At 37.8% G+C, this 24,328-nt stretch carries 24 protein-coding genes; 14 read left to right on the top strand and 10 right to left on the bottom strand.

Annotated features, from left to right (window positions below; translation table 11 throughout):
* The 14 genes from IX38_RS20925 to gldG all read left to right on the top strand — a co-directional run.
* Positions 1–691: isoaspartyl peptidase/L-asparaginase family protein (locus tag IX38_RS20925; protein WP_034707946.1), on the top strand; the 691-nt coding region annotated here is incomplete at its 5' end.
* Between the two features lie 310 nt (positions 692–1,001).
* Positions 1,002–1,571, top strand: a complete 570-nt coding sequence (locus IX38_RS20920) for a hypothetical protein (protein ID WP_034707945.1) — start codon at positions 1,002–1,004, stop codon at positions 1,569–1,571.
* Between the two features lie 17 nt (positions 1,572–1,588).
* Positions 1,589–2,251 carry a copper homeostasis protein CutC gene (locus IX38_RS20915; protein ID WP_034707944.1) on the top strand — a complete coding sequence of 221 codons (663 nt, stop codon included), beginning with the start codon at positions 1,589–1,591 and terminating at the stop codon, positions 2,249–2,251.
* A 502-nt stretch (positions 2,252–2,753) separates the two neighbouring features.
* Positions 2,754–3,140, top strand: coding sequence for a GxxExxY protein (locus IX38_RS20905; protein ID WP_034707942.1), 387 nt, complete (start codon positions 2,754–2,756; stop codon positions 3,138–3,140).
* Positions 3,133–5,619 carry a beta-mannosidase gene (locus tag IX38_RS20900; protein WP_034707941.1) on the top strand — a complete coding sequence of 829 codons (2,487 nt, stop codon included), beginning with the start codon at positions 3,133–3,135 and terminating at the stop codon, positions 5,617–5,619. The genes IX38_RS20905 and IX38_RS20900 overlap by 8 nt, the downstream gene beginning before the upstream one ends.
* 148 nt (positions 5,620–5,767) lie before the next feature.
* Entirely contained in the window at positions 5,768–6,676 is a 909-nt protein-coding gene (locus IX38_RS20895; RefSeq protein ID WP_034707940.1) for an AEC family transporter, read from the top strand.
* A 259-nt stretch (positions 6,677–6,935) separates the two neighbouring features.
* A complete protein-coding gene (gene priA / locus IX38_RS20890; protein WP_034707939.1) occupies positions 6,936–9,383 on the top strand; it encodes a replication restart helicase PriA in 2,448 nt (815 codons plus the stop codon).
* Between the two features lie 160 nt (positions 9,384–9,543).
* Complete coding sequence (gene dacB, locus IX38_RS20885; RefSeq protein ID WP_034707938.1) at positions 9,544–11,013, top strand: D-alanyl-D-alanine carboxypeptidase/D-alanyl-D-alanine endopeptidase; 1,470 nt, start codon at positions 9,544–9,546, stop codon at positions 11,011–11,013.
* Between the two features lie 86 nt (positions 11,014–11,099).
* Positions 11,100–13,025: a M1 family aminopeptidase gene (locus IX38_RS20880; protein WP_034707937.1), complete on the top strand. Its 1,926-nt coding sequence runs from the start codon at positions 11,100–11,102 to the stop codon at positions 13,023–13,025.
* Positions 13,026–13,297: 272 nt separating this feature from the next.
* Positions 13,298–14,494, top strand: a complete 1,197-nt coding sequence (kbl, locus tag IX38_RS20875) for a glycine C-acetyltransferase (RefSeq protein WP_034707936.1) — start codon at positions 13,298–13,300, stop codon at positions 14,492–14,494.
* A 31-nt stretch (positions 14,495–14,525) separates the two neighbouring features.
* Positions 14,526–15,047: a hypothetical protein gene (locus IX38_RS20870; RefSeq protein ID WP_034707935.1), complete on the top strand. Its 522-nt coding sequence runs from the start codon at positions 14,526–14,528 to the stop codon at positions 15,045–15,047.
* A gap of 15 nt (positions 15,048–15,062) precedes the next feature.
* Complete coding sequence (locus IX38_RS20865) at positions 15,063–15,614, top strand: CopD family protein (protein ID WP_034707934.1); 552 nt, start codon at positions 15,063–15,065, stop codon at positions 15,612–15,614.
* A 59-nt stretch (positions 15,615–15,673) separates the two neighbouring features.
* Complete coding sequence (locus IX38_RS20860) at positions 15,674–16,402, top strand: ABC transporter permease (RefSeq protein WP_034707933.1); 729 nt, start codon at positions 15,674–15,676, stop codon at positions 16,400–16,402.
* 4 nt (positions 16,403–16,406) lie between these two features.
* The gene (gldG, locus tag IX38_RS20855) at positions 16,407–18,077 is read left to right on the top strand and encodes a gliding motility-associated ABC transporter substrate-binding protein GldG (protein WP_034707932.1); all 1,671 of its coding nucleotides are present in this window, start codon (positions 16,407–16,409) and stop codon (positions 18,075–18,077) included.
* Between the two features lie 83 nt (positions 18,078–18,160).
* On the opposite strand, the gene IX38_RS20850 is transcribed toward gldG, so the two are convergent.
* The 10 genes from IX38_RS20850 to IX38_RS20810 all read right to left on the bottom strand — a co-directional run.
* On the bottom strand, positions 18,161–18,604 hold the full coding sequence (locus tag IX38_RS20850) for a hypothetical protein (protein ID WP_034707930.1): 444 nt from the start codon (positions 18,602–18,604) through the stop codon (positions 18,161–18,163).
* A gap of 105 nt (positions 18,605–18,709) precedes the next feature.
* Positions 18,710–18,907, bottom strand: a complete 198-nt coding sequence (locus tag IX38_RS20845; protein ID WP_034707929.1) for a bacteriocin-like protein — start codon at positions 18,905–18,907, stop codon at positions 18,710–18,712.
* 369 nt (positions 18,908–19,276) lie between these two features.
* Positions 19,277–20,014: an SDR family oxidoreductase gene (locus IX38_RS20840; protein ID WP_034707927.1), complete on the bottom strand. Its 738-nt coding sequence runs from the start codon at positions 20,012–20,014 to the stop codon at positions 19,277–19,279.
* Between the two features lie 93 nt (positions 20,015–20,107).
* Positions 20,108–20,683 (bottom strand): Crp/Fnr family transcriptional regulator, encoded by a 576-nt coding sequence (locus IX38_RS20835; RefSeq protein ID WP_034707926.1) that lies wholly within the window; start codon positions 20,681–20,683, stop codon positions 20,108–20,110.
* A 181-nt stretch (positions 20,684–20,864) separates the two neighbouring features.
* Positions 20,865–21,236: a hypothetical protein gene (locus IX38_RS20830; protein ID WP_034707925.1), complete on the bottom strand. Its 372-nt coding sequence runs from the start codon at positions 21,234–21,236 to the stop codon at positions 20,865–20,867.
* Between the two features lie 147 nt (positions 21,237–21,383).
* Positions 21,384–21,593 (bottom strand): integrase core domain-containing protein, encoded by a 210-nt coding sequence (locus IX38_RS22500; protein ID WP_228378015.1) that lies wholly within the window; start codon positions 21,591–21,593, stop codon positions 21,384–21,386.
* 41 nt (positions 21,594–21,634) lie between these two features.
* Positions 21,635–21,928, bottom strand: coding sequence for an immunity 53 family protein (locus IX38_RS20825; protein WP_034707924.1), 294 nt, complete (start codon positions 21,926–21,928; stop codon positions 21,635–21,637).
* The gene (locus IX38_RS23540) at positions 21,915–22,280 is read right to left on the bottom strand and encodes a polymorphic toxin type 24 domain-containing protein (protein WP_394331198.1); all 366 of its coding nucleotides are present in this window, start codon (positions 22,278–22,280) and stop codon (positions 21,915–21,917) included. Before IX38_RS23540 ends, IX38_RS20825 begins: the two co-directional genes overlap by 14 nt.
* A 313-nt stretch (positions 22,281–22,593) precedes the next feature.
* Positions 22,594–23,220, bottom strand: a complete 627-nt coding sequence (locus IX38_RS20815; protein ID WP_034707922.1) for a hypothetical protein — start codon at positions 23,218–23,220, stop codon at positions 22,594–22,596.
* A 4-nt stretch (positions 23,221–23,224) separates the two neighbouring features.
* Positions 23,225–24,328: RHS repeat-associated core domain-containing protein (locus tag IX38_RS20810; protein ID WP_034707919.1), on the bottom strand; the 1,104-nt coding region annotated here is incomplete at its 5' end.

The raw sequence follows: 24,328 nt of genomic DNA, 5'->3' as shown, positions 1-24,328 counted from the left end.
TGCCTGCATTATGGATGAAAACTATAATATTGGCTCAGTAGCAAGCCTGGAATATATTAAAAATCCTATCTCCGTAGCCAGGGCGGTTATGGAAAAAACACCTCATGTCATGCTGGTTGGAGACGGAGCACTGCAGTTCGCCCTGTCACAAGGGTTTAAAAAAGAAAACCTGCTGACTCCCGATTCAGAAAAAGAATGGAAAGAGTGGCTGAAAACCAGCGAGTACAAACCCGTCGCCAATATTGAAAATCATGATACCATAGGAATGATCGCCCTGGATGCACAGGGAAACATTTCCGGAGCCTGTACCACCAGTGGAATGGCCTTTAAAATGCATGGCAGGGTAGGAGATTCTCCCATCATTGGTGCCGGATTATTTGTCGACAACGAAGTGGGTGCAGCTACGGCTACCGGACACGGCGAAGAAGTGATCCGTACAGTAGGAACCCATTTGGTGGTTGAGTTGATGAGACAGGGCAGGAACCCCCAGCAGGCCTGCAAGGAAGCCGTTGAAAGAATCGTGAAAATTACTAAAAGAAGAAATAAAAACCTGAAAGATATCCAGGTTGGATTTATTGCCTTGAATAAGAAAGGGGAGTATGGTTCTTACTGCATTCAGGACGGATTTAATTTTGCCGTGCATGACCAAAAAGGAAACCGCCTGGAAAAACCTGAATTTGCATTAAAATAATACACTTTATTAAATTCAAAGATTATTTAAATACTGTTTATGATCAAAATTCAATGATTAAGAGCCTGTTTAAATTTTATTCAATAAAATTATAATGCAGAAATAATTACTAAAGAAACGTATTTCTCTCGCAGATTTCGCAGATGACACAGATTTATTTCAGTTATAAAAATATGCGTAATCTGCCCAATCAGCGAGATTTAACAATTTAAACAGGCTCTAAGTCTCAAATTATTTTAAATAGATCACTTTTTCGGCTTTAAATTCAATAGGAACGGGCTTTAGCCAAAATTTAAAATATCAATAGGATATGAAAAAACTAATCATTGCGTCTTTATTTTTAATGGCAGCATGTAAAGAAGAAAAGAATAAAGAGGCTGTTATACAGCATCACCCTCTTCCAAAAGAGACTGCAGCAGCAGAAAATAAGCCCAATGAATCTGAAGAAGCGAAAAAATGGCTTGAAAAAAGTATCAAAAATTATTTTCAAGAAGACTTAAGAAGCCTGGATAAAGAAATGCAGAAAATAACAACCAAAGACTATTACGAGTATAAAACAGATGCAATGAATGTCGACATGGATGTTGATGGAAGCCTTACCTTAAAGGAGTTTCAGAATAAATGGAAAAATAGTTTTGATGTCAGGAAAGCAGGAGTTAACAGTGGTTTTTTAATAAGCGGTCAAGATTGGACAGAAATTAAAATTTCGAAGTGCAAACAGGTTTTTGAATCCGTTCCTCTATTAAAATCAGAGCCTGTTGTATTTATGTTTGATGTAGTTCTTTCCGATAAAAAGTTAAACTCAGAATATCCGGTTGAAATAGAAGTTATAAAAGAAAATAATTCTTTCCTGATAGCAGATGTTCTTGAAAAAGAGTAAAAATTAAATTAAACGAAATGTCAAAAATAGAAATAGCTTGCTTCAATCCGGAATCCGCAATGATTGCATTTGAAAACGGAGCCGACAGAATAGAATTATGTGACGGATTGAGTGACGGCGGAACAACCCCGGATTTTGAAACAACAAAAGAACTCAGAGCAAAAATAAATATCCCGGTTTTTGTGATGATCAGGCCCCGAGGTGGAGATTTTACCTATTCGGAATCCGAATTTGAGCAGATGAAAAAAGACCTGATGCAGTTAAAATCTCTGAAAGTGGATGGCTTTGTTTTTGGAATCCTAAATGAAAATGAAGAGATCAATATGGAACAGAACAGCATTTTGGTTGAAATGGCAGCCCCTCTTCCATGTACTTTTCACCGTGCTTTTGACAGGGCAAAAAGCCTTGAAAGCTCCCTGGAAAAAATCATTGACTGCGGCTTTAAAACCATCCTTACTTCAGGTCAGAAGCCGAATGTTTCAGAAGGTAAAGAAAATCTGAAAAAACTGGTAGAAATTTCCGCTGGAAGAATTGAAATTCTGGTTGGAGGCGGACTTCGCTCAACGAATATTGAAGAGATCAGGGAATTCACAAATGCCGGTTATTTTCACTCCTCGGCTATTACAGACGGTGGAGCTTTTGCTAATGCAGATGAAGTTATTGCTTTGAAAAATAAATAGTTTTTAAACATATAGTTTATTTTAACAGTGTTGAGTTGTAATAAAAACAAGCAAAAAAATTGACTACGTCATTGATGAAGCTAAACGGATAAAACAAAAGCTTGATTTTAAACGGTGTTGAGTTTTGAGTAAAGCAAAGAATTCGACTACGTCGTTGATGAAGCTAAACGGGTAAAACGCTCGCTTAGTCGAATCAATGTTAATTGATTCAGTCTTTGCAGACTTAAAATATGCAGACTTAAAATCAAGCTTTGCGTCAAAATAGATAGAATATTTTTTTAACGCAAAGCTTGATTTTAAACGGTGTTGAGTTTTGAGTAAATCAAAGAATTCGACTACATCGTTGATGACGCTAAACGGATAAAATACTCGCTTAGTCAAATCAATACTTAAATATCGAGCATAAATAATAATTCTTACTTTAAAAAAGAAAAAGACTTGAATTGCATTTAGAAAAATAATAACTTCATTGTAGGAGCAACAAAGCATAAAATACAAATGAATGACAGAAAACGAATTATCCTACAAAATAATAGGGTCTGCAATTGAGGTTCATAGGAATCTTGGAGTTGGGTTACTGGAAAATGCCTATGAAATAGCTCTGGCGTATGAATTGAAACAACAGGGAATGAATGTCAGGCAACAAATTTCCCTATCCTTAAAATATAAAGAAATTACAATAGACAATGCTTATAAAATTGACTTAATTGTAGAAAATAAAGTGATCATTGAAGTAAAAGCTGTACTGGAATTGAATCCTGTCTTTTACGCCCAGGTTTTGACCTATCTGAAACTGACTGATATCAAACTGGGGCTACTGATAAATTTTAACAGTGAACTCATCAAATACGGGATTCACAGAATTGTAAACAAACTTATTAATGAATAGATCTATCCTTTTTGTTTTCCTTTTTATGCAGAGTATCATGAGTGCACAGGTGACAGAACGAAATTTATCTTCGGAGAAATGGCAGTTCAGAAACACGAAAGAACAGAACTGGCTGCCTGCAAAAATTCCGGGCACTGTTCATCTTGATCTGATGCATAACAAGGTCATTTCCGATCCTTTCAAGGATGAAAATGAGAAAAAAGTACAGTGGATAGAAAACGAAGACTGGGAATATCAAACCCATTTTAAAATATCATCAAAAGAACTGGAAAATGATCATATAGACCTTGTTTTTAATGGTCTGGATGCCTTTTCAGAGATCTATATGAACGGAAAACTGCTGAAGAAAACCGACAATATGTTCAGAAAATGGGAAATTCCCGTGAAAGAGTTTCTGAAAGAAGGAAACAATGAACTGAAGATTAAATTCAGATCGGCAGTAAATGAAGGAAAAGAGCTGGCAAAAAAAGTCCCGTTTACCATGCCGGAATCGCCCAGAAGTTTTGTGAGAAAAGCTCAGTATCAGTTTGGCTGGGATTGGGGACCCAGATTGGTTACTGCCGGAATTTGGAAAGATGTAGAATTTATTTTCTGGAATCAGGCTAAAATTGAAAACTTAAAAACCGAACAAAAAGTTTTAACAAAACAAAAAGCAGAATTAAATATTCAGGCAGAGATTGTTGCTGATAACGAAGGTGAATATTCTATTTTTATTAACAAGAACAAAGAAAATATTCAATTAAAAAAAGGGAAAAATACAGTTCAAATTCCTTTTACAATTCAAAATCCAAAACTTTGGCAGCCGAACGGATGGGGCGGTCCCAATTTATACGATATAAAAATTTCCCTGCAAAAAGAGTCCAAAATTCTTTCTGATAAAGTTGAACGGATTGGATTAAAAACTATTGAACTGATCCAGGAAAAAGACTCAAAAGGAAAATCTTTCTATTTCAAAGTCAATGGAAAACCATTGTATGCAAAAGGAACAAACTGGATTCCTGCTGACAGTTTTTCACCCCGAATGACCAAAGAAAAGTACCGGAAGCTGATTAAAGATGCCAAGGATGCTCATATGAATATGATCCGTGTCTGGGGCGGAGGAATCTATGAAGATGATGAATTCTACAAAGCCTGCGACGAAAACGGTATTTTAGTCTGGCAGGATTTTATGTTTGCAGGAAGCTTTTATCCTGCTGACGAAGATTTTTTAAATAACGTAAAAGAAGAAGTAAAAGATCAGGTCAACAGGCTTCAGAACCACCCGTCCATTGCTTTGTGGTGCGGAAATAATGAAATTGATGAAGCTATCGTCAACTGGGGCTATCAGAAACAGTTTAAATATTCAAAAGAAGATTCCCTGCAGGTTTGGAAAGACTATAAAAAACTCTTCCATGAGGTGATTCCAAATGCTTTAAAGGAAAATCTTACTTCCGGTAAAAGCATCTATTGGCCAAGTTCACCGTCCATTGGATGGGGGCATAAAGAAAGCCTCACAGAAGGAGATTCCCATTATTGGGGAGTCTGGTGGGGAGAACAGCCGTTTGAAATGTATAATGAAAAAACAGGCCGTTTCATGTCCGAATATGGTTTCCAGGGAATGCCAGGTCTGGAAGCTGTGAAATCCATGTTTTCCGGAACTCCTGATCTAAGCCTTCAGAATCCGGTGATTAAAGCTCATGAAAAGAATACCAGAGGCTGGGAGATCATCAGCGAGTATATGAAAAGGGATTACAAAGTGCCCACAGACTTTGTAAAGTACAGTTACATTTCGCAACTACTTCAGGCCCGCGGAATGAGAATCGCTGTTGAAGCCCATCGCCGTGCAAAGCCTTATAATATGGGAACATTATACTGGCAGCTCAATGACTGCTGGCCCGTGGTTTCCTGGTCATCCATTGATTATCTGGGAAACTGGAAGGCTCTGCATTACCAGATGAAAAGAAGTTTTGAACAACAAGTTATCCTGACTGAAGAAAAAGATGGAACTCTGAATTTTTATGCTGTTAATGATGGATTAAAGAATTTTAATGATGTCAATATAGAAATTAAGTCAGTAAACTTTGACGGTAAGATTTTAAAAGAGATCAACCTTAGTTCAACTGGCAGCCTACTGGAAAGCGTCATGAAATTCAAGCCTGTTCAAATTAATAGCCTAATTGCTGAATCCGATAAAAATAAAGTTTTTTTACAACTAATACTTAAAGGAAAAGGCGGAAAAGTCATCGCCGTCAATCAGCATTTCTTTTCCAAACCTAAAGATATCCAATTGACAAGACCTGCTATTAAGATTAAAAGAATCACAGCAGAAGAGATTGAAGTTTCTACAGATGTTTTGGCTAAAGATGTCTGCCTGATGGGAGATACCCACTTCAGCGACAATTTCTTTGATCTCCTTCCCAATACCTCAAGAAAGATCAAACTTTCAAAACCTGTGGAAAATATAAAAATAATGAGCCTTTGGGATACGCTACAGGATTAAAGTATTATAGCAGAAAGAAAATCTGCACAATCCGCTCAATCGCGAGAGCTAAAAAAATAAACCTTATATAAATCCTATGAATTCTGAAATTAAATTTATTTATAACTAAAAAATCAACCGTAACTTTGCGTCAAATTTCTTAAATAATATGGTAAATTTTGTTCTGATTGCAGTGTGCATTATTGCAGGAATGGTATTCAAAGCAACAAAATCTATCCATCCCGATGCCCACAAAGGAATCAATACCTGGATTCTTTATCTTGCTCTTCCGGCAGTCTCTTTTAAATACCTGCCAAAAGTCAAATGGACAACAGAAATGCTGTTCCCGATTGCCGCTACCTTTCTCATTTCTGTTTTCTGCTTTTTCTTTATGATGTTTTACAGTAAAAGCAAAGGCTATTCAAGGCGTTCCCGAAGCACCCTGGAACTGACGAGCGGCTACAGCAATACCTCCTTTATCGGTTTTCCTCTCATTAGTGCGTTTTATGGTGAAAGTCTTTTAAGTATAGCAATCATCTGCGATCAGACCATGTTTTTTGCCCTTTCCACATTAGGAATCATAGCAGCCGTAAAAGGAGGAAGCAGGTCCGGAAAAGTGAGCGCAAAATTTATTTTAAAAAGACTGATCACTTTTCCGCCATTGATAGGCTGTATCGCAGCACTGATATTGTCGCAGTTTATTGATTTTACAGCTGCGGAACCGTTTTTTGATAAATTAGCTTCTACAGTAAGCCCGCTGGCATTATTTTCTGTAGGACTTCAACTGAAATTTAACGGATGGAAAAAGCTTATCCCTCAGATGTCTGCTTCCATGATCTATAAACTAATTCTGGCTCCGGCTATTGTTCTGGGATTGGCTCTGCTATTCAATATAAAAGGAGATGTGGCAAAGATCACTGTATTTGAAGCTGCAATGCCCACCGTTGTCACCTCAAGTATTATTGCAGAACAGTTCAGGTTAAATACCAGGCTCACCAATCTCATTATTGGTTTCAGTATTATGGCCGGGTTCCTTACTTCGGCAATCTGGTATCAGATCACAGAATTACTTTTCTAAAATCATTATTCTAATAGACAGAAGATGGTCATTCAGAGCGAAGCGAAAGAATCTAAAGATAATTACATTTTGAGCAGATCAAAAATAGCGTAAACATCTGCTTAATCAGCTCAATCTGCGAGAACTAAAAATATAACAACCAAGAGCAATCTATAAAAAGATCATTTCACTATGTTTCCTCGTAATGGCTTAGTGTATCTCAACAAAAAAATTGCAGTTCTCTGAAGAAAAATCTAATTTTACACTTTAAAAATTTCCCTTGCAGTACGCCCAAATTGTTTTACCATTAAATTTAAAAGGATCTTTCACCTATAAAGTTCCCGAAGAGCTCATATCTGTAATTCAGCTGGGAATGCGGGTTTTGGTGCCGTTTGGAGGAAAGAAAATTTATACGGGAATTGTTTTTGAGCTTCACGATAATGCGCCGGAAGGTTTTGTAGCCAAAGAAGTCATCAGTATTTTGGATGACCAGCCTATCCTTCCCAAAGAGCAGATCAACTTCTGGAATTGGCTTTCAGAATATTACCTGTGCGGGCTTGGAGAAATCTATCGTTTTGCATTTCCCTCATCTTTAAAACTGGAAAGTGAAACCTATTTAAAATTAAAACCCAATATAACGGTTGATTTTGAGAACCTGGATGTCAATGAAATGTATCTTATTCAGGCGCTGGAAGTACGTCAGCTCATCAATCTTACCGATATAGAAGCATTTATTCCTAAAAAAGATATCATCAAAACAATCAATTCCCTGATTGATCTGCAGTATATTGAAATTGATGAAAAAATAGCTGAAAAATATAAAGCCAAAGAAGTAGCCTTCGTAAAAATCAGCGCTGAGGTTTTAAGCAACCGGAATCTGACAGATATTCTTTTAAAGCTGAACAAAGCTCCGAAACAAAAAGACCTTTTCCTGGCTATTTTAGAAAAGCAGACCGAACATCCCGATATTCCAATTAAAAAATCCGAACTGTTTGAGGACGGGTATTTTGGAAGTTCCCACTTTAAATCCCTTGCAGATAAAGGTCTTGTTGAAGAATATCAAATGCAGAAAGACAGGATCGAAAGCTATCAGGGCGAGATTGAAGAACTTGAAGAACTTTCCGAACAGCAGAAAGAAGCCAAAATTGAAATTGATGAAGCCTTTGAAGAAGGGAAAAACGTATTGCTGCACGGTGTTACTTCCTCAGGGAAAACCCATATTTATTTAGAGAAAATTGAAGAATGCATTCAGGAAGGGAAAAATGTTCTGTTCCTGCTTCCCGAAATTTCTCTGACCAAACAGATTACCCAAAGATTAGAAAAAAAATACGGCAGACAGCTCGGCTTTTATCACCAGAAACTGACCGATTTTGAACGCGTTGAGGTCTGGAGAAGAATAAAACAGAACGATATTAAAGTGCTGATAGGAACCCGTAATGCCCTGTTCCTGCCTTTTCAGGATCTTGGACTTATCATTGTGGATGAAGAGCACGATTCCGCATACAGACCGAGAGAAGCCTCACCTTATTTCAATGCCAAAGATGCTGCACTGGTCTTAGGTAATTTTTATGGGGCCGGGGTGATCTTGGGATCTGCGACACCTTCGGTAGAAAGCTACTATAACGCCAGAAAAGATAAAATAAAATACATTTTCCTCAATGAAAGATTCGGAAATGTAAATTTGCCGGAATATGAGCTCATCAATTTTAAAGAAGCCCAGGAATCCAAAAAAGTGTCCGGGAATTTTTCTTTACACTTAATTGATGAGATCAAAAAAACGCTGGATGAAAAAAATCAGGCTATCGTGCTTCACAACCGGCGCGGTTATGCCAATGTTATAGAATGTGAAACCTGCGGCTACGTCAATTACTGCTCGAATTGTGATGTAGTGATGACCTACCATAAGGCAGCCAATGAAATGAAGTGCCATTACTGCGGACAGAAAGCCTCAAAGCCGAGAACCTGCCCGAAATGCCATTCAGAAAATCTGAATGAAAGGGGAGTGGGAGTAGAACAGATTCATGAAGAAGTATCCAAAATGTTTCCTGACCATGAAGTAGACAGGATGGATGTAGATTCCATGCGTAAAAAATTTGCGTATGAAAAGCTGTACGAAAAAATAGAAGAAGGCGAAACAGACATTATCGTAGGAACACAGATGATATCAAAAGGACTCGATTTTGATCATATCGAGCTTGTGGCTATTCCTAAAGCGGATTCCCTGCTGTATGTTCAGGATTTCAGGGCTGAAGAAAGAGCTTACCAGCTGATCACTCAGGTTTCCGGAAGAGCTGGAAGAGTTTCAGGGAAAGGAAAGATTTTAATCCAGACCTATAACCCTGATCATTCCGTTTTTCAGCTGATCAGAATGAATAATCCGGCAAAAATCTATAAATATATCCTCACCGAACGACAGAAATTCCACTATCCGCCGTTCACCAAACTGATTATGATCGAGCTGAAACACAGAAAAGAAGACAAAGTGAACCGCGCTTCTCAGTTTTTAGGATCTGTTTTAAGAAAATACCTTCCTGAAGAATGTGTTTTGGGCCCCGAAAGAGCACAGATTGCAAGGCTTAATAATCTGTACCAGTTCCAGATTATGCTCAAGCTTCCACGCGGGAAAAAATACGACGAATTCAAGAAAATGGTTTTACTAAGTTTGAATGAATTTGAAGAAATCACTGCATATCAAAGTATTAAAAAAGATGTTTTTGTAGATTTTTAACAATTTTTAACAAACTTTACGGTCTTTTATATGACCTTCGTAACCCTTTTTATAACAATAATTTCTACTTTTGATCGTTCAATAAGTGTTGGGCTCTTTAAACGGATGATTTAACTTATCATTTTTTATCGTGTCAAACTATAGAAACAAAAAAAGATAAATGGTAAATTACAGAAAATATATTTCAGGTGTAGCGGTATTGGCTTCCGGGTTTTTCCTTGCCCAATCTACCGTTTCTACGGTTCTTTACTCTCAGGCTTACGATAATCAAAGAAATAATTTGAACCTTCCTTCTCCGGTTACTTCAATGGCGGAGAGAACGGTTTTGTCGGCCAAAGAGCTTGTAGATATTAACGTAAACACAATGATGACAGACCCTGTGCTGAAAAATGCAAGTTGGGGATTCGTTGTGTATGATCCCAAAACGAAGAAAGTGATCTCTTCGTACAACGAAAATACTCCCTTAGTTCCGGCTTCTACCACAAAATTACTCACCACCGAAACAGCGTTGAACCTTTTAGGCGAAAACTACCGTTGGATGACTCAGCTGGAATATTCAGGGACTGTTGACGAAAATGGAGTTTTGAACGGAAATCTGTATCTCATAGGCAGCGGTGATCCTTCTTTAGGAACCAATAAAGCAGGTGCCTGGTCTTACAGGGATATTATTTCTGATTTCATGGGCGGACTTTCACGTGAAGGTATCCGAAAGGTAAATGGTGATATTATCATCCAGACAGCGCTTTTCAAAGGCAATATTACAAGGCTTCCGGAAAATGTTGTATGGCTTGAAAACAATAATTATTACCTACCTGTAGGAACTACCCGCGAGATCAATCCTGCCAACGAAAAGCTGATCATGAAAAAATCAGGGATGGTTTCCGACAAAAAATATTTCTATATGTCTCCTTATGCAAACCAGATGGTATACGCAGAAAAGTATGAAGGAGACGGCATCCTGACGACAAAACTTCCCGATGCCCCGGCCTATCTTGCCAATACTTTCAGAACAACACTGGTGAAGAGCGGAATTGGCGTTACCGGAAAAGTAACCCCGAGAATGACAGATGCCGTTCCGGAAAGTAGAAAACTGGTGGCAGCCTACAAATCTCCTACATTAGCAGATATTATATTCTACACCAACCAGCACAGCGACAATTCTCTGGCAGAAGCTTTGCTGAAAACAGTAGGTTTCCAGAAAATGGGCGATCAGACTTCGGAATCCGGAAGAATAGTGGTAACCAACCACCTGAAAGATCAGAGCTTTGATATGATAGGACTGAATTATATGGATGGAAGCGGACTTTCCAGAAGTAATAATGTAACCCCGATTTCCCAGGTGAAGTTTTTGACCTCTTTAATGGATCAGAAATACTACAAAACCTATTTCACTTCACTGCCGGTAGGCGGACAGTCCGGAACGCTGAAAAGAATGTTCATCGGTACCGGAAACGGACAGGTTTTTGCCAAAACAGGAACTCTGAATAAAGTAAAGGCATTGGCAGGATACCTGAAGACCAATTCAGGAAAAACCCTGGTATTTTCTTTAATGGTAAACAATTATTCAGGATCTGTAGATATGGTAAAGAAAAGAATGGAGAAAATTCTTGAGCCGGCTCTCGATCTTTAAAAAAATATTTATTTAATATTCTAAAAACCTTTTAATCAATGATTAGAAGGTTTTTTTTATCTTTGGTTATATCTAATATACTGAGTATGAGAAAATTTTATCTTCTAATTCTGGGCTTTTTGGCCTCCCAGTCGTTCTATGGACAGATACAGGATCACAATATTGAAATGAAAGAGCTCATTGCAAAAGAAATGAATGCTTTTACAAAGAAAATGACCACTTACAATATTAATCCCAACACTTTAAATTATGACCTCCAATATCAAAGGATGAATGTTACTCTGGATCCTGCGGTATACAACATTTCAGGTTCTGTGACTTCTCATTTCATGCCTAATCAGAATATGAGCAGCATTTACTTTGATCTGTCCGATGTTCTCGTTGTTTCCCAGGTACAGTATCACGGGAGTAATCTTGCATTTCAGCAGCTTCCGACAAAAGAAATAAAAATAGATTTTCCGGCTTCAATTCCTGCGAATACTCTGGATTCATTAACGATCCATTACTCAGGTGCTCCTGTGACAGGGAATGGTTTTACAACCACTACCCAAAGCGGAACGCCTATTCTCTGTACATTAAGCGAGCCATATGGTGCGCAGGATTGGTTTCCCACGAAGCAGAGCATGAATGATAAAATTGAAAGGTTTGATTTTAAAATTACCACTCCTTCTCAGTATAATGTGGCAGCCAACGGAAAACTGATGTCTGAAACATTGCTTCCGGGAAACCAGAAACTTACTTTCTGGAGAACGGCTTATCCTACAGCAGCTTACCTGATTGCCCTATCCATTACCAACTTTGTTAAACTGAATGATACCATAGGCAGTCCGCCGTTTCCATTTGTCAACTATGTATATCCTTCCACCAATGCCAATGCGACAAGCATGAGCAATATTGAATGGACCAAACAGATTATGGCTACTTTCGAGACTTATTTCGGGCCATATCCTTTCCGTAATGAAAAATATGGACATATGGAATTCAAATTTGGAGGAGGTATGGAGCATCAGACCATGTCGTCTATGGGAAGCTGGAGCAAAGGCCTTATTGCCCATGAACTGGCTCATCAATGGTTCGGAGATAAAGTAACGTGCGGTGCATGGAATGATATCTGGCTGAATGAAGGTTTCGCCACTTTTGGAGCTGTTCTGGCCAATGAAAAACTATTGATGACCAATGCCGAGTTTAAGAACTTTCTGCTGGGAGAGATCAATAATATTACTTCTGCTCCCGATGGTTCTACTTACGTTCCTGATTCCGGTCTTTCCAGTGTAAGCAGGATATTCAATAACAGGCTGACCTATGTAAAAGGGGCTTATATTTTAAGAATGATCAAATGGATTCTTGGTGATGCGGCCTTTTATCAGGCAATAAAAGAATACCATGCAAGACCGGATTTAGCGTATAATTATGCAAAAACCGCAGATTTTAATGCATCGCTGCTTCAGTCTACAGGAAAAGATTTCACAGGATTTTTCAATGACTGGTTATATGGCGAAGGTTATCCTACTTATACTACAAAATGGAAACAGACCGGCAATCAGATCCTGTTTAAAGTTTCCCAGACCCAGAGCAGCCCTTCGGTAAGCTTTTTTGAAATGCCGTTACCAATCAAGGTGAACGGGACCGGTGGAGAGACCGCCTATTTTGTGCTGAATCATACAGCGAACAACCAGGGGTTTCTGGAGGCTGTATCTTTCCCGGTTGCCAGTGTTGAATTTAATTATGAATATCAGATTTTGGAGAAAAACTCCACGGTAGTTCAGGATAATACATTGAGTGTTTCATCCGTAGAGATGGAAGATTTTGCATTATATCCCAATCCTGCAAAGAACGAACTGTATTTAAAAGGAATAAACAAATCTGCTGACTTTTCCATCCATTCCATAGATGGGAAACTGATCAGAAAAGATGTATATCACCCAGGAAAAGCGGTTGGAATTTCAGACCTGGTCCCGGGATCTTATATTTTCACGATTAATGATAAGAACATAAAGTTTTTAAAGAATTAAGAACCTAGAATATTTTCCAAACTGCATGACAAAACGGGCTATAGGTCCGTTTTTGTTATAAACTGTCCCTATTTTTAAATCTACGTTGTTTCCCCCACAAAAGCTCTGTGATCTCAGGAAATTGACCTGAAATACTCATCATTCCATTTTTTTGAAAAGCGGCACTTTCAGGATCAATGAAAAATTGAATCCTATTTTCAGAATTAAACTCATAAAAGCTGATATTTTACCGCCTTTTTATTAAATTAGCGAATCTAAAAAATTACCAAAAAATGATCTCTGAAAAATATCTTCAACATTTACAGAACGAACTGCAAAACATTGAAAATGACGGCCTTTTTAAAAGAGAAAGAATCATCACTTCCCAGCAGAGCGCGGAAATTGAAGCCAACGGAAAAAAACTTTTAAATTTCTGTGCGAATAATTACCTGGGTCTGTCCAACAATCCGGAAGTCATGAAGGCTTCCCAGGACATGATAGAATCTCATGGTTACGGAATGTCATCTGTACGTTTTATCTGTGGAACACAGGATATTCACAAGCAATTGGAGAAAAAGATCGCAGATTTCCTGGGTCTTGAAGATACTATTTTATATGCTGCATGTTTTGATGCGAACGGAGGTGTTTTTGAACCCTTGTTTACCGAAGAAGATGCTATTATTTCAGACGAACTGAATCACGCTTCAATCATTGACGGGGTACGTCTTTGTAAATCGGCGAGATACCGTTATAAAAACAATAATATGGCAGATCTTGAAGCCCAGCTGATTGCTGCTTCTGAAAAAGATCACCGTTTCAAAATCATCGTTACAGACGGGGTTTTCTCTATGGATGGTATTGTAGCTGATCTTAAAGGCGTATGTGACCTTGCTGATAAATACAATGCTTTGGTAATGGTAGATGATTCTCATGCTACAGGTTTCATCGGAAAAACAGGCCGTGGAACCCATGAAGCAAATGAAGTAATGGGTAGAGTAGATATCATCACTTCTACCTTAGGAAAAGCTTTAGGAGGTGCTTTGGGAGGATTTACTTCCGGTAAAAAAGAGATCATCGACATGCTGAGACAGCGTTCACGTCCGTATTTATTCTCAAACTCGTTAGCACCGGGAATCGTTGGAGCTGCTCTGAAGGTTTTGGATATGATCTCTGAAGATACTTCACTTCGTGATCAGGTAATGGAAAATGCTGAGTATTTCAGAAAAGAGATGGTAGCCAGAGGATTCGACATTCCGGATGGCGATGCTGCCATTGTTCCTGTTATGCTGTACGATGCCCCTCTTGCGCAGAAAATGGCTGAAAAGTTGATGGATGAAGGAATTTATGTGATCGGGTTCTTCTATCCTGTAGTGCCGAAAGGAAAGGCAAGGATCAGAGTACAGCTTTCTGCTGCCCACACAAGAGCGCACCTTGATAAGGCGATTGCTGCTTTTGAAAAAGTAGGAAAAGAGCTGGGTGTTATTTCTTAATTAAAATATTAAATCATTTAAAACAGGTTTTATGAAAAAAATACTTCTGATTATCGGCTTTGTATGTTTTCAAAGTTTCTCTGCACAGAGCATTATGGATTTCGATCTCAAAAATGTAGAACTGCAGGGAATGAAACCTGCTGCAATAAATAAAGAAATGAAAGATATCGGGATTACACAGATCCCTTTTGTGACGGATAATCCCGATATTATTTCAAAAATAGAAGACCCGGAAACCGCAGCTACAATCAAAAACTTCTACACTTTTACGTATAGTGATTCAAAAAGGGATGATGGTGGAGTAATGGTTTACGAGTTTAAAACAAAAAAGGATCTGGATGCGTTTCTTGCCAGAAATTTTGAACAGTCCAACGCGAGGATCCTGGTGAAAGGTCTGTTCTGCATTAATGTCTGGAGCGATTACAGCTTGCATGTAAAAGGAAAGGAAACCAGTGAAGACCACCTTAACAAACTGGAAAAATATTACGTTAATCTGGGCGCGAAAAGAGTGAAGCTACAAGAAATGCAGGCTGTTGACGTTACCGATCAATAATTTTTATATCTACTGATGCTTTATACAATAATCAAAGCACTGCATATTATCTTCATGGTAAGCTATTTTGCGGGAATCTTTTATCTCGTAAGAATTTTCGTTTACTATAAGGATACGGATGAATTTGCTGAAGAGAAAAAGAAGATCCTGAGAGAACAGTACACGTTCATGGCCAGACGGCTGTGGAACATCATCACTGTTCCGGCAGGAATCATTATGGCAGTTTGCGGAATTGTTATGATCTTTCTGAACACCGGGCTTATGAAAATGCCGTGGTTTCATTTGAAACTGACCTTTCTGATCGGTCTCGCCGTTTATCATTACTGGTGCTGGAAAAAAGTACTTAAACTAAAGGAGCTGAACGGAGAAACGATAGAAACGCCGAATATCAAGCTGAGGCAGGCCAACGAAATCGCAACGTTCATTCTGTTCCTGGTGGTTTTTACAGTAATTCTGAAATCTTCCGTTATTGAGTACTGGTGGCAATTAATTGCAGGGTTTTTCGTTCTTGTATTTCTCATCATGATGACCGTTAAACTCGTTAATAAGAATAAAAAAAACAAATAATTGTTTAAGCAGGATGTATAAATTAATACACCTTACCTTTTACATTTTACAAAAAAACTATGATTGCAATTTTAAAAAAGGAACTTTGGAGTTACTTTGGGAACTGGAGTGCGTGGGTGATTATCGGCGCATTCAGTCTTATAACAGCTCTTTTCCTGTTTTTTTTCGAGAATGATTCTAATATTTTCGACATCGGGATGGCCTCTCTGCAGAGTTATTTCGTACTGGTTCCATGGCTGCTGATGTTTATTATTCCTGCACTTTCTATGAAGACTTTTGCAGAAGAACAGCAGACAGGAACGCTGAACTGGCTGTTTTCCCAGCCTTTAAAAGTTTCAGACCTGGTAGCAGGGAAGTTTCTTTCAGTATGGATTGTTGGGGTTTTATGCCTTATTCCGTCACTGATTTATCTTTATACCGTATATGTTCTGGGAGTTCCTGCCGGAAATATTGACCTGGGAATGACCTTCGGAAGCTATCTGGGACTGATTGTATTGATTGCAGCTTTTTCAGGAATCGGGATTCTGGCTTCCTCACTTTCACAGAACCAGATCATGGCTTATCTTTTAGGTGTTTTCATGTGTTTTATCATGTATTTCGGAATAGAGCAGCTGGCAAGCTATAAACTGTTGGGCGGTGCAGATTTTATTCTTCAGAATATAGGTTTTTACCAGCATTTTATGGGCTTTACGAGAGGTCTTATTGATCTTAAAGATGTGGCCTATTTTATTCTGATCATTGGCGCAACATTATTATTGTCCAACCATTTTATCACTAAAAAGAAGTAGCGTTATGAAGAAGTTCAATATAAAATCTCCATTGGGGATTTTCTTAATTGCAGTGGTCCCTTTGGTTATCCTGCTGGCGTATTCGGGAATCAGATTAGATTTAACAAAAGAAAAAAGATATACCCTTTCGGATAACACTGTAAAAGTGCTGGAATCTGTGAAGAAGCCGCTTACGGTGGATGTTTACCTTGAAGGTGATTTCCCGGCAAGCTTTAAGCAGCTTCAGAACGAAACCAGATTTATGCTGGAAGAATTCAGGAAGATCAATCCGAAGATCGATTTCAGATTTATTGATCCTATCAAGACCAAAATGTCCCAGGACACGCTGATGGCGATGGGAATGCAGCCTTCTGTTCTTCCGGATGTTAAAGACGGAAAGATTTCACAGATCGCGCTTTTTCCTTATGCTGTTATAAAATATGACAAAAGGGGAGTTTCTATTCCGCTGGTTGTACAGCAGGCAGGAATAGATGCGGATCAGCAGCTGACAAGATCCATAGAAGGTTTGGAATACAGCCTTGTTTCCAATATCAAGAATATTGCCGCCAATAAAAGGAAGAAGGTAGGAATCTTGGTAAATCACGATGAGTTGGGGCCGGAAGAGTTCCACAGTTTTATGCAGCTGGCTTTGGAAAATTACGATGCAGGACCTGTTATCCCGAAAAACCAGACGGAGCTTACCCTGGAAGATCTTCCTTTACTGAAGCAGATGAGCGCTCTGGTCATTGCAAAACCGAGAAAAGCATTTACAGATAATGAAAAAGTGATTCTTGACCAGTTCATTATGAATGGCGGGAAAACGCTTTGGATGATCGATGCGGTAAATGCTGAAATGGATACGCTGACAAGATCCCAAAAGATAATGCCTTTTCCGGTGGATATCAATATGACGGATTTCTTTTTCAATTACGGAATCAGGATCAATCCGGCTTTGGTGAAGGATGTAAAGAAGTTTGCATTACTGAAACTGGTAACCGGTGAAGTAGGAGGGAACCCACAGTATACAAGCCTTCCGTGGCCATATTTTCCATTAGGAATTGCTGAAAATGACAATCCGATCACGAAAAATATCAACCCGGTGAAATTTGAATTCCCGACTTCTATTGATACTTTGGGAGGAAGAAAAAATATCAAAACAAAAGTTCTTTTTGAATCCAGTGAGAGAACACTTCTGAAACAGGTTCCCAACTATGTGGATCTGAAAGAAATTGCAAGTGTAGACAGTTTGGGACAAATGGAAAAGCCAAGCACACCGAAGATTTTCGCTGTTGCCCTAGAAGGGAAATTCAACTCTGCCTACGCATCAAGAATTGAAAGAAAAGGATATCCCGGTTTCAAAAGCCAGAGCCCTGAAAATAAAATGATCATCATTGCTGACGGGGATGTGGGAAGGAATAAAATGCACAAAGGCGAGCCGCTTCCGATGGGAATTGACCGTCTGACGAATCAGGAGTTCGGAAACGAACAGTTCCTGAGAAATGCCCTGGATTATCTTCTGGACGACAGCAATCTGATGGCGCTCCGAAACCGAAATATAGAAGAAAGACTTCTGGACAGAAACCGCATTACGGAAGAAAAAGCAAACTGGCAATGGCTGAATTTACTGCTGCCTTTAGTGGTGATCGCCTTGCTGGGAGGATTGTTCTTCTGGATGAGAAAGAGGAAATTTGGATAGCATATAAAAAGAGAAACTGTGAGGTTTCTCTTTTTTGTTTATCATGTCGTATCAAATTATGACTGTATTTGAATACTGATGTTTTAAGTGTTTGAATATTTGAACGGAAGGTTGACGATGTCAATTACCTTTTCGCCCCGGCTATTTTTACCGGCTTCCCATTGAATTTTATAAGTGGCCTTTTCGGCTGCTTTTTTCACTTCGGTGTCGAATATTTCATTACCTCCGTATGTGGAAACATTCATTACATTGCCTTCTGAGTTTACTTTCAGGATGATCTTTGTTTTTAAATCTTTACCGAGAGATTTCAGGGCATCTGTATTTAAATTCTTTTTTACATGTTCAATAAATGCTTTGTTTCCGTTGGGGTACTGAGCAGGAAAAGCGACCATCGGAGGTGGCGGAACCGACATGTCCTGGGGTTGCCGCGATTCAAATTTGTCCTTTGCTTTTTCTTCTTTTTTTACTTTTTGTGCCAGCCCAAGTCCGAAGATCATCATCAGGATGAGTAAGGTTATTTTTTTCATGGTAATTGTGATTGGTATGGAAACGGCAGAGCCCGATACCCTATTTGAAGATCGTAAATAAAGAATGAACAGCTTTTTGAAAAACTATTCATTCCCATTGTTTAATTAGCACCAAAATCCACCACCGCAGGCATAATTATGGCAGCTTGTACCCCCTGTTGAAGCAGGACACATTCCCGCGCCATAGCTTCCGTCATCGTTGGCATGGCATAATCTCCATCCGTCACAAGGAGCGGCAATTGCTGCTACAGCCCCGGTTACTCCTTTCATTTGGTTTCTTGAAAGTTTTTTTAAGTTTTTCATAGTAATTAGTTTTTGGTTTTCCTACTCTTTTAAAGCTTTTCGGATTCCGCTTATCTAAATCCTAAGGTAGTGAATTTATTATTCCCTTTTAATTTTTTTTGTAAAATTCATCAAATAAATTTGATTGTAAGCTGTTGGTATGTAATATTTTACTGTGGTAATGAGGCTTTAAGACAGGTAAAGGCTAATTTCGAGAAAGATAAAAATGGTAACTGAATTTGCTGCTTATTTTTGTTGTGATGGGTTTATATTATGGGCGTGAATGTTGTACCAGTGCTATAATCTCAATATGTAATGAGAACAAAAAGAGAGACCATAAGCCTCTCCATAATCGAAAATACATTTTACTTTCTAAACTTTATCCCAAAACTACCACGGACTGATCCCGATTTCGTCCTCTATATCATTGCTGTAAAACTGTCCTGTCGGTGCATTGTCATCGGTCAGCGTATGTTTTACGATAAAAGAGGCTGCACTTTCTACAGAACCCGGGCCGCTGTGGTGATTGAAATCTGTCGCAGTGTAACCCGGATCAATGGCATTCACTTTAAAAGGAAGATCTTTCAATTCATACGCTAAAACGATTGTATAGGCGTTTAATGCGGCTTTTGAAGTCCCGTAACCTGCAGTTTTCACGTCATAATATTTCCAGGTCGGATCGCTGTGAAGGGTTAAAGATCCAAGTCCTGAAGTGATATTGCTGATTCTCGGGCTTTCCGATTTTTTGAGCAGTTCTAAAAATGCCTGCGTAACACTGATCACCCCGAAAAAGTTGGTGTCAAACACATGTTGAATGTCTTTCACGGATGTTTCTGCTGCGGTTTGAGGATTGGTTCCGAGTATTCCTGCGTTATTGATCAGGATATCCAGCTTTCCCTGGTCTTTTTCAATCAGGTTTTTAGCGGCTGATATCGAGGCCGGATCGGTAACATCTATTTCGATGGCTTTCAGATTCCGGAAACCTTTTTCATTCAATTCTCTTACGACAGCTTCTCCTTTCTGAAGATCACGGCTTCCTAAATAAACGAATAATCCTTTTTCCGAAAGCTGTTTTGCGGTTTCAAGGCCAATACTTCTGTTGGCTCCTGTAATTAATGCTGATTTCATTTTTCTTTGTTTTAATTGATGTGGTAAAATTCCGCCAATTAGAATTAATCTTATTTGCCAAATGACAAAAAGCAAAAAAAAATTAAAATTGAATTAAGAATTACTAATATTTTTTCTGATTCTGCTGAGAGAAGATTGTGTAATGCCAAGATAGGACGCAATATAGGAAAGCGGAATCCGGTTGACCACAGTAGGGTAGATCTCCATGAATTTCAGATAACGCGTCGTGGCATCTTCTGAAACCAATGGACTTCTTCTTTCCACTTTCTGAATCAGTGCTCTTGAAATAATTTTGTGGACAATGGTCTCCCATCCCACGATAGTCTGCAAAAGTTCGAGCCAGTCTTTCCTTTGAAAAACAATAAGCTTACAGTCGGTCACAGCCTGAACGTAGGTACTGGAACAGATCTCATTGTCGAAACTTTCCAGATCCACGACAAGGTTGTTTTCTTCAATGAAATATTTGGTGATTTCTTCTCCTTTGTTATCATAATAGCAAACCCGCAGAATTCCGTCTACAACAAACGCAACCTGCCGTGCAATTTTTCCGGCTTCTGAAAAATATTCATCTTTGGGCAGATTGACTTCCTGTGCTTTACCTGTCATAAAATCTATCTGCTGTTGGTTCAGATTTCCAAATCGTAAAATAAAATCAAACAGTTCTTTCATGAATGCAAGTTAGTTAAAGTTGTCTTTTGTGCATTTGTCATTTGGCAAAAAGTAACTGTAAATATGATTGATCTGTTTAAATGAATCTGAATTTGGGTTAAGGGAAATTAAAAATAACTGGCGGTCGTTTACTTTTTTCAAATTTTATTCCTGCTCTTATCCCGAACCCAGGTTAAGTAAGTTATTTTAAGGGAATTTCTCTAATTTCACTTTGTTCCAAACTATCATAAAAATAGATACTATGGTCTACTATTTTTATTAAATCTATTATCTGGTACATTTCTGATATCATGATCACTTCTAAAGTAGACGTATTTATTTTAGCCAAATAAAATCCAGAGTTAAACCATTTTCTTTTAAAACAAGGAACATAAATAAATCCATTATCATACAATAAAGGACCTCCGAAAACTTCTTTTTTTATTACGTTTCCATCAATGGATAATTTCCCTACTTCCGGACAGCCCTGACAAATTTCATATATATTAGAATATAAAATCTCCTTTCCATCCGGACTGTCTATTTTTATTCTAAAATTTATTGGAGATAACATTATTCAAAATTTTAAAACTAAACAGGGTTTGCCAGGTAACAAAAACCCACCGCAAATTTGTAAGTCTCCCTAAACGTTGGACACTTTTATACCTTTGTATTTGTAAAAATATACTTTTTTTCATAAAGTTGTCGGTATTGTTGTAATTTATTGAAAGGGAGCAAACTCGATGTTGGGATTGGTGTTTGTCGAGTTTTCCTCTTTTAATAAATATTGCTTTGGAGATAGGTTTCGCAAGCTTTCGTGAGGTCTATAATTATTATAATGCTCCATCCATTCTGCCGTTATTTCTCTTACTTCTGCCAAATTATTGAAAATTCTCGCATCCACAACTTTCGTTCGGTAGGTGCGGTTTATAAAACAGATAACCCTCGTAAAGTGAGGGTTATTTTGTTGGTTTATTTATTTTCTTCTACTATTCCTTTAAAAAGGTCAATTAAAAATAAAAGTTTTGTAGGATCTCCTGCTGCATTAAACATACCATTTTTTATAGAGTATCCATACCAGTCCGTTTCTGAAATTTCTAATAATGAATATTCAACATGAAGATTTTCAAGTGAAGTATCTGCTAAGTGTATTTTAACATTCCATCCTGGATTGTCTATAGTTTCGATTTTAACTCCATAAGAATGTTCCCAATCGCCATCACAATGAAGTTGATACCAATTTTCTAACCATTTAATTACTTCCATATTTTACACTTTGTTTTTTATCTTGGAATTTCGTGAGGTTCTGCTGCTCTAGCCCCGCCTGGGACATCCTTTCCTTTAACGTGCGGTGTAGGTATAGATTCACCTGTTTTTTTATATGTGGGGCTCCCGGGCTTCCATCAGGCTTTCCTCCATCGTATCTTTTAGTTGGATTGAAATGCCATGAACTTGTTTTTTCGTAGGTTTCGTACTTATGTATTTTTCCATTTGTTCCTCGTTGGAAAGTTGTATGAGCTCCGACAGCTTCATTATTAGGTTGTAGTTTATTAGCCCCTCTTCCTCTGCCACCTTTAGAAGTCTCAAAGCCTGGAACTGCTAAGCATTCCCTGAATATGATTCAAGCCAAATGGATAATAGTTATTGGTATCCGTTACTTCAAGAACTCCTTCGCTGTTTTTAGCAAAACTTACCCTTACATTTCCAAGGTGGTCTCTGTACTGGTAAAATATAAAGGTTTTCCAAGGCTAAAATAATAAAATTAAGTAGGGAATCAAATTATTTTAAGACTAGTAGATAAAATGCTTACCACCAAAAAATTTAAAGATTTCTTTAATAAAAATGTAGCTGCATTATAAAACAAAACCCTCGCAATTTGCGAGGGTTTTGTTTTATCTGCGCAAAGTTACAAACTTGCGTAGCGGGGAATATTACTGATTATATACATACATACTCGTTGACGACAGTAAAATATTATTATTTCTTTTGTTTTTTGATGAAAATTTATTTACAGTTCCAGCAATTAGTTGATTTTTATCTTTAACTGATATAAAACAGATATAATAATCATTTTCTTTTTTACATTTAATTATTTTTTTCAAGGGGGGCGCTGTACCATCTGTTGTTATATAGTCAAATTCCACCTTTGCATCCTCATTAGCATCAAGCGGAAAATAAAATTTGAATTGATATCCATCATTATCATATAAAGTTTCATAGTATTGACTAAAACGATTTATTAAATGACCCTTTTCAAAAAATTTCACCTGATTTTCCTTATTTTTATCTAAGGATATATATTCAATTTTATAAAGATAATCCTTCTTTATATCATGTATTTCCCACCAGCCAACTTTTACATTATTTTTAATGTCTTTATAGCCTTTTAGAATATACTCATCATTTTCTCCGTTCATCTGGATAATCGTATCGTTCTCTTTTTTACGAGTAATTTTATAATTACTTTCATTAGTGATATCTGATAATTTAATTTTCTCTTGTTCTTTTCTACACGAAAAAAGAACAAATACTATTATTAATAAAATTATACTTCTCATGATATTATTTCCAATTTGATTTTCCTAAAAAATTCGTTCTATTATAAAAATTAATTGTATTCCTATCATTAACATTTTTAACAGCATTATGAAAACGTACACTATCACTATATTTATTTTTAGGAGTTGTTATTTTTACGGTATCTTCAGGATATGAATATGGAGACTTAAATACCTGTTCTGTCAAGGCAATATTGTTATTAAAGCCAAAAGGATTTCCAAGACTTTCTGCATCAAGACCAAACTGGACAAGGGCTTCTTGAAAACCTGTAGTACCACCACTCAGTTTTGTATTTCTGCCATATCCACCAAATATATATTCAAACATATTATTTGTTTCAAGCTTGTCTCCAGGTAATACTTTTTTCATGGTATCTGGATCTGTTTCATTTGCCCCACCAGTAAAAATTTGGAACGTCTCATTTGTCCAAGTTGTCATTGTTCCTCCTAATGACATTGGCATAGAGCTTTCAAAGGCATTTATTGCTCCATAGGTAGGTTCATAGCTCGCTTTTCCTCCCTCACTTAACCTTACGTAGCCAGATTCTCCATTAGCTCCAATTTTTGCATCGGCAAGAACTGTCCCATTTTTAGCAAAACCGTCTACATCTTTCATTTTTTGGGCTTGTTCTACAGTTGTAACATTGGCATCATACTGCCATTTTCCGTCTTTCCTGATCCAATCACTTTCTGATCTACCATCTGGATCAATAAATCGAATAGGATTGTTTACTGCATAATTATATGGATTAAATCTTCTGTTTGTTTCCGCGAGCGGATCTACGACACCCCAACGTCCAATATCACTCATGTACATTCTTGCTCCGTAGTCGTACATTCCTGTCTCCTGTAGTTCCTTTCCGTTGTACTTGTAACTGTAATAGCTTCCCAACTTTGAACTGATAAGCATTCCCTGAATATGATTTAACCCAAATGGATAATAATTATTGGTGTCCGTTACTTCAAGAGCGCCTTCGCTGTTTTTCGCAAAACTTACCCTGGCATTTCCAAGGTGGTCTCTGTACTGGTAAATATAGCGGTTTTCCGTGAAACTGTAAAATCCTTCAGCAGTAGCTACAAAATCCAGTTTCCATTCAGGCGGTCCTCC

This window comes from Chryseobacterium luteum, assembly GCF_000737785.1.
GTDB classification, from domain to species: domain Bacteria; phylum Bacteroidota; class Bacteroidia; order Flavobacteriales; family Weeksellaceae; genus Chryseobacterium; species Chryseobacterium luteum.
Note: the sequence above shows the minus strand (reverse complement) of the source record. Positions and strands in the feature narration are given on the sequence as shown.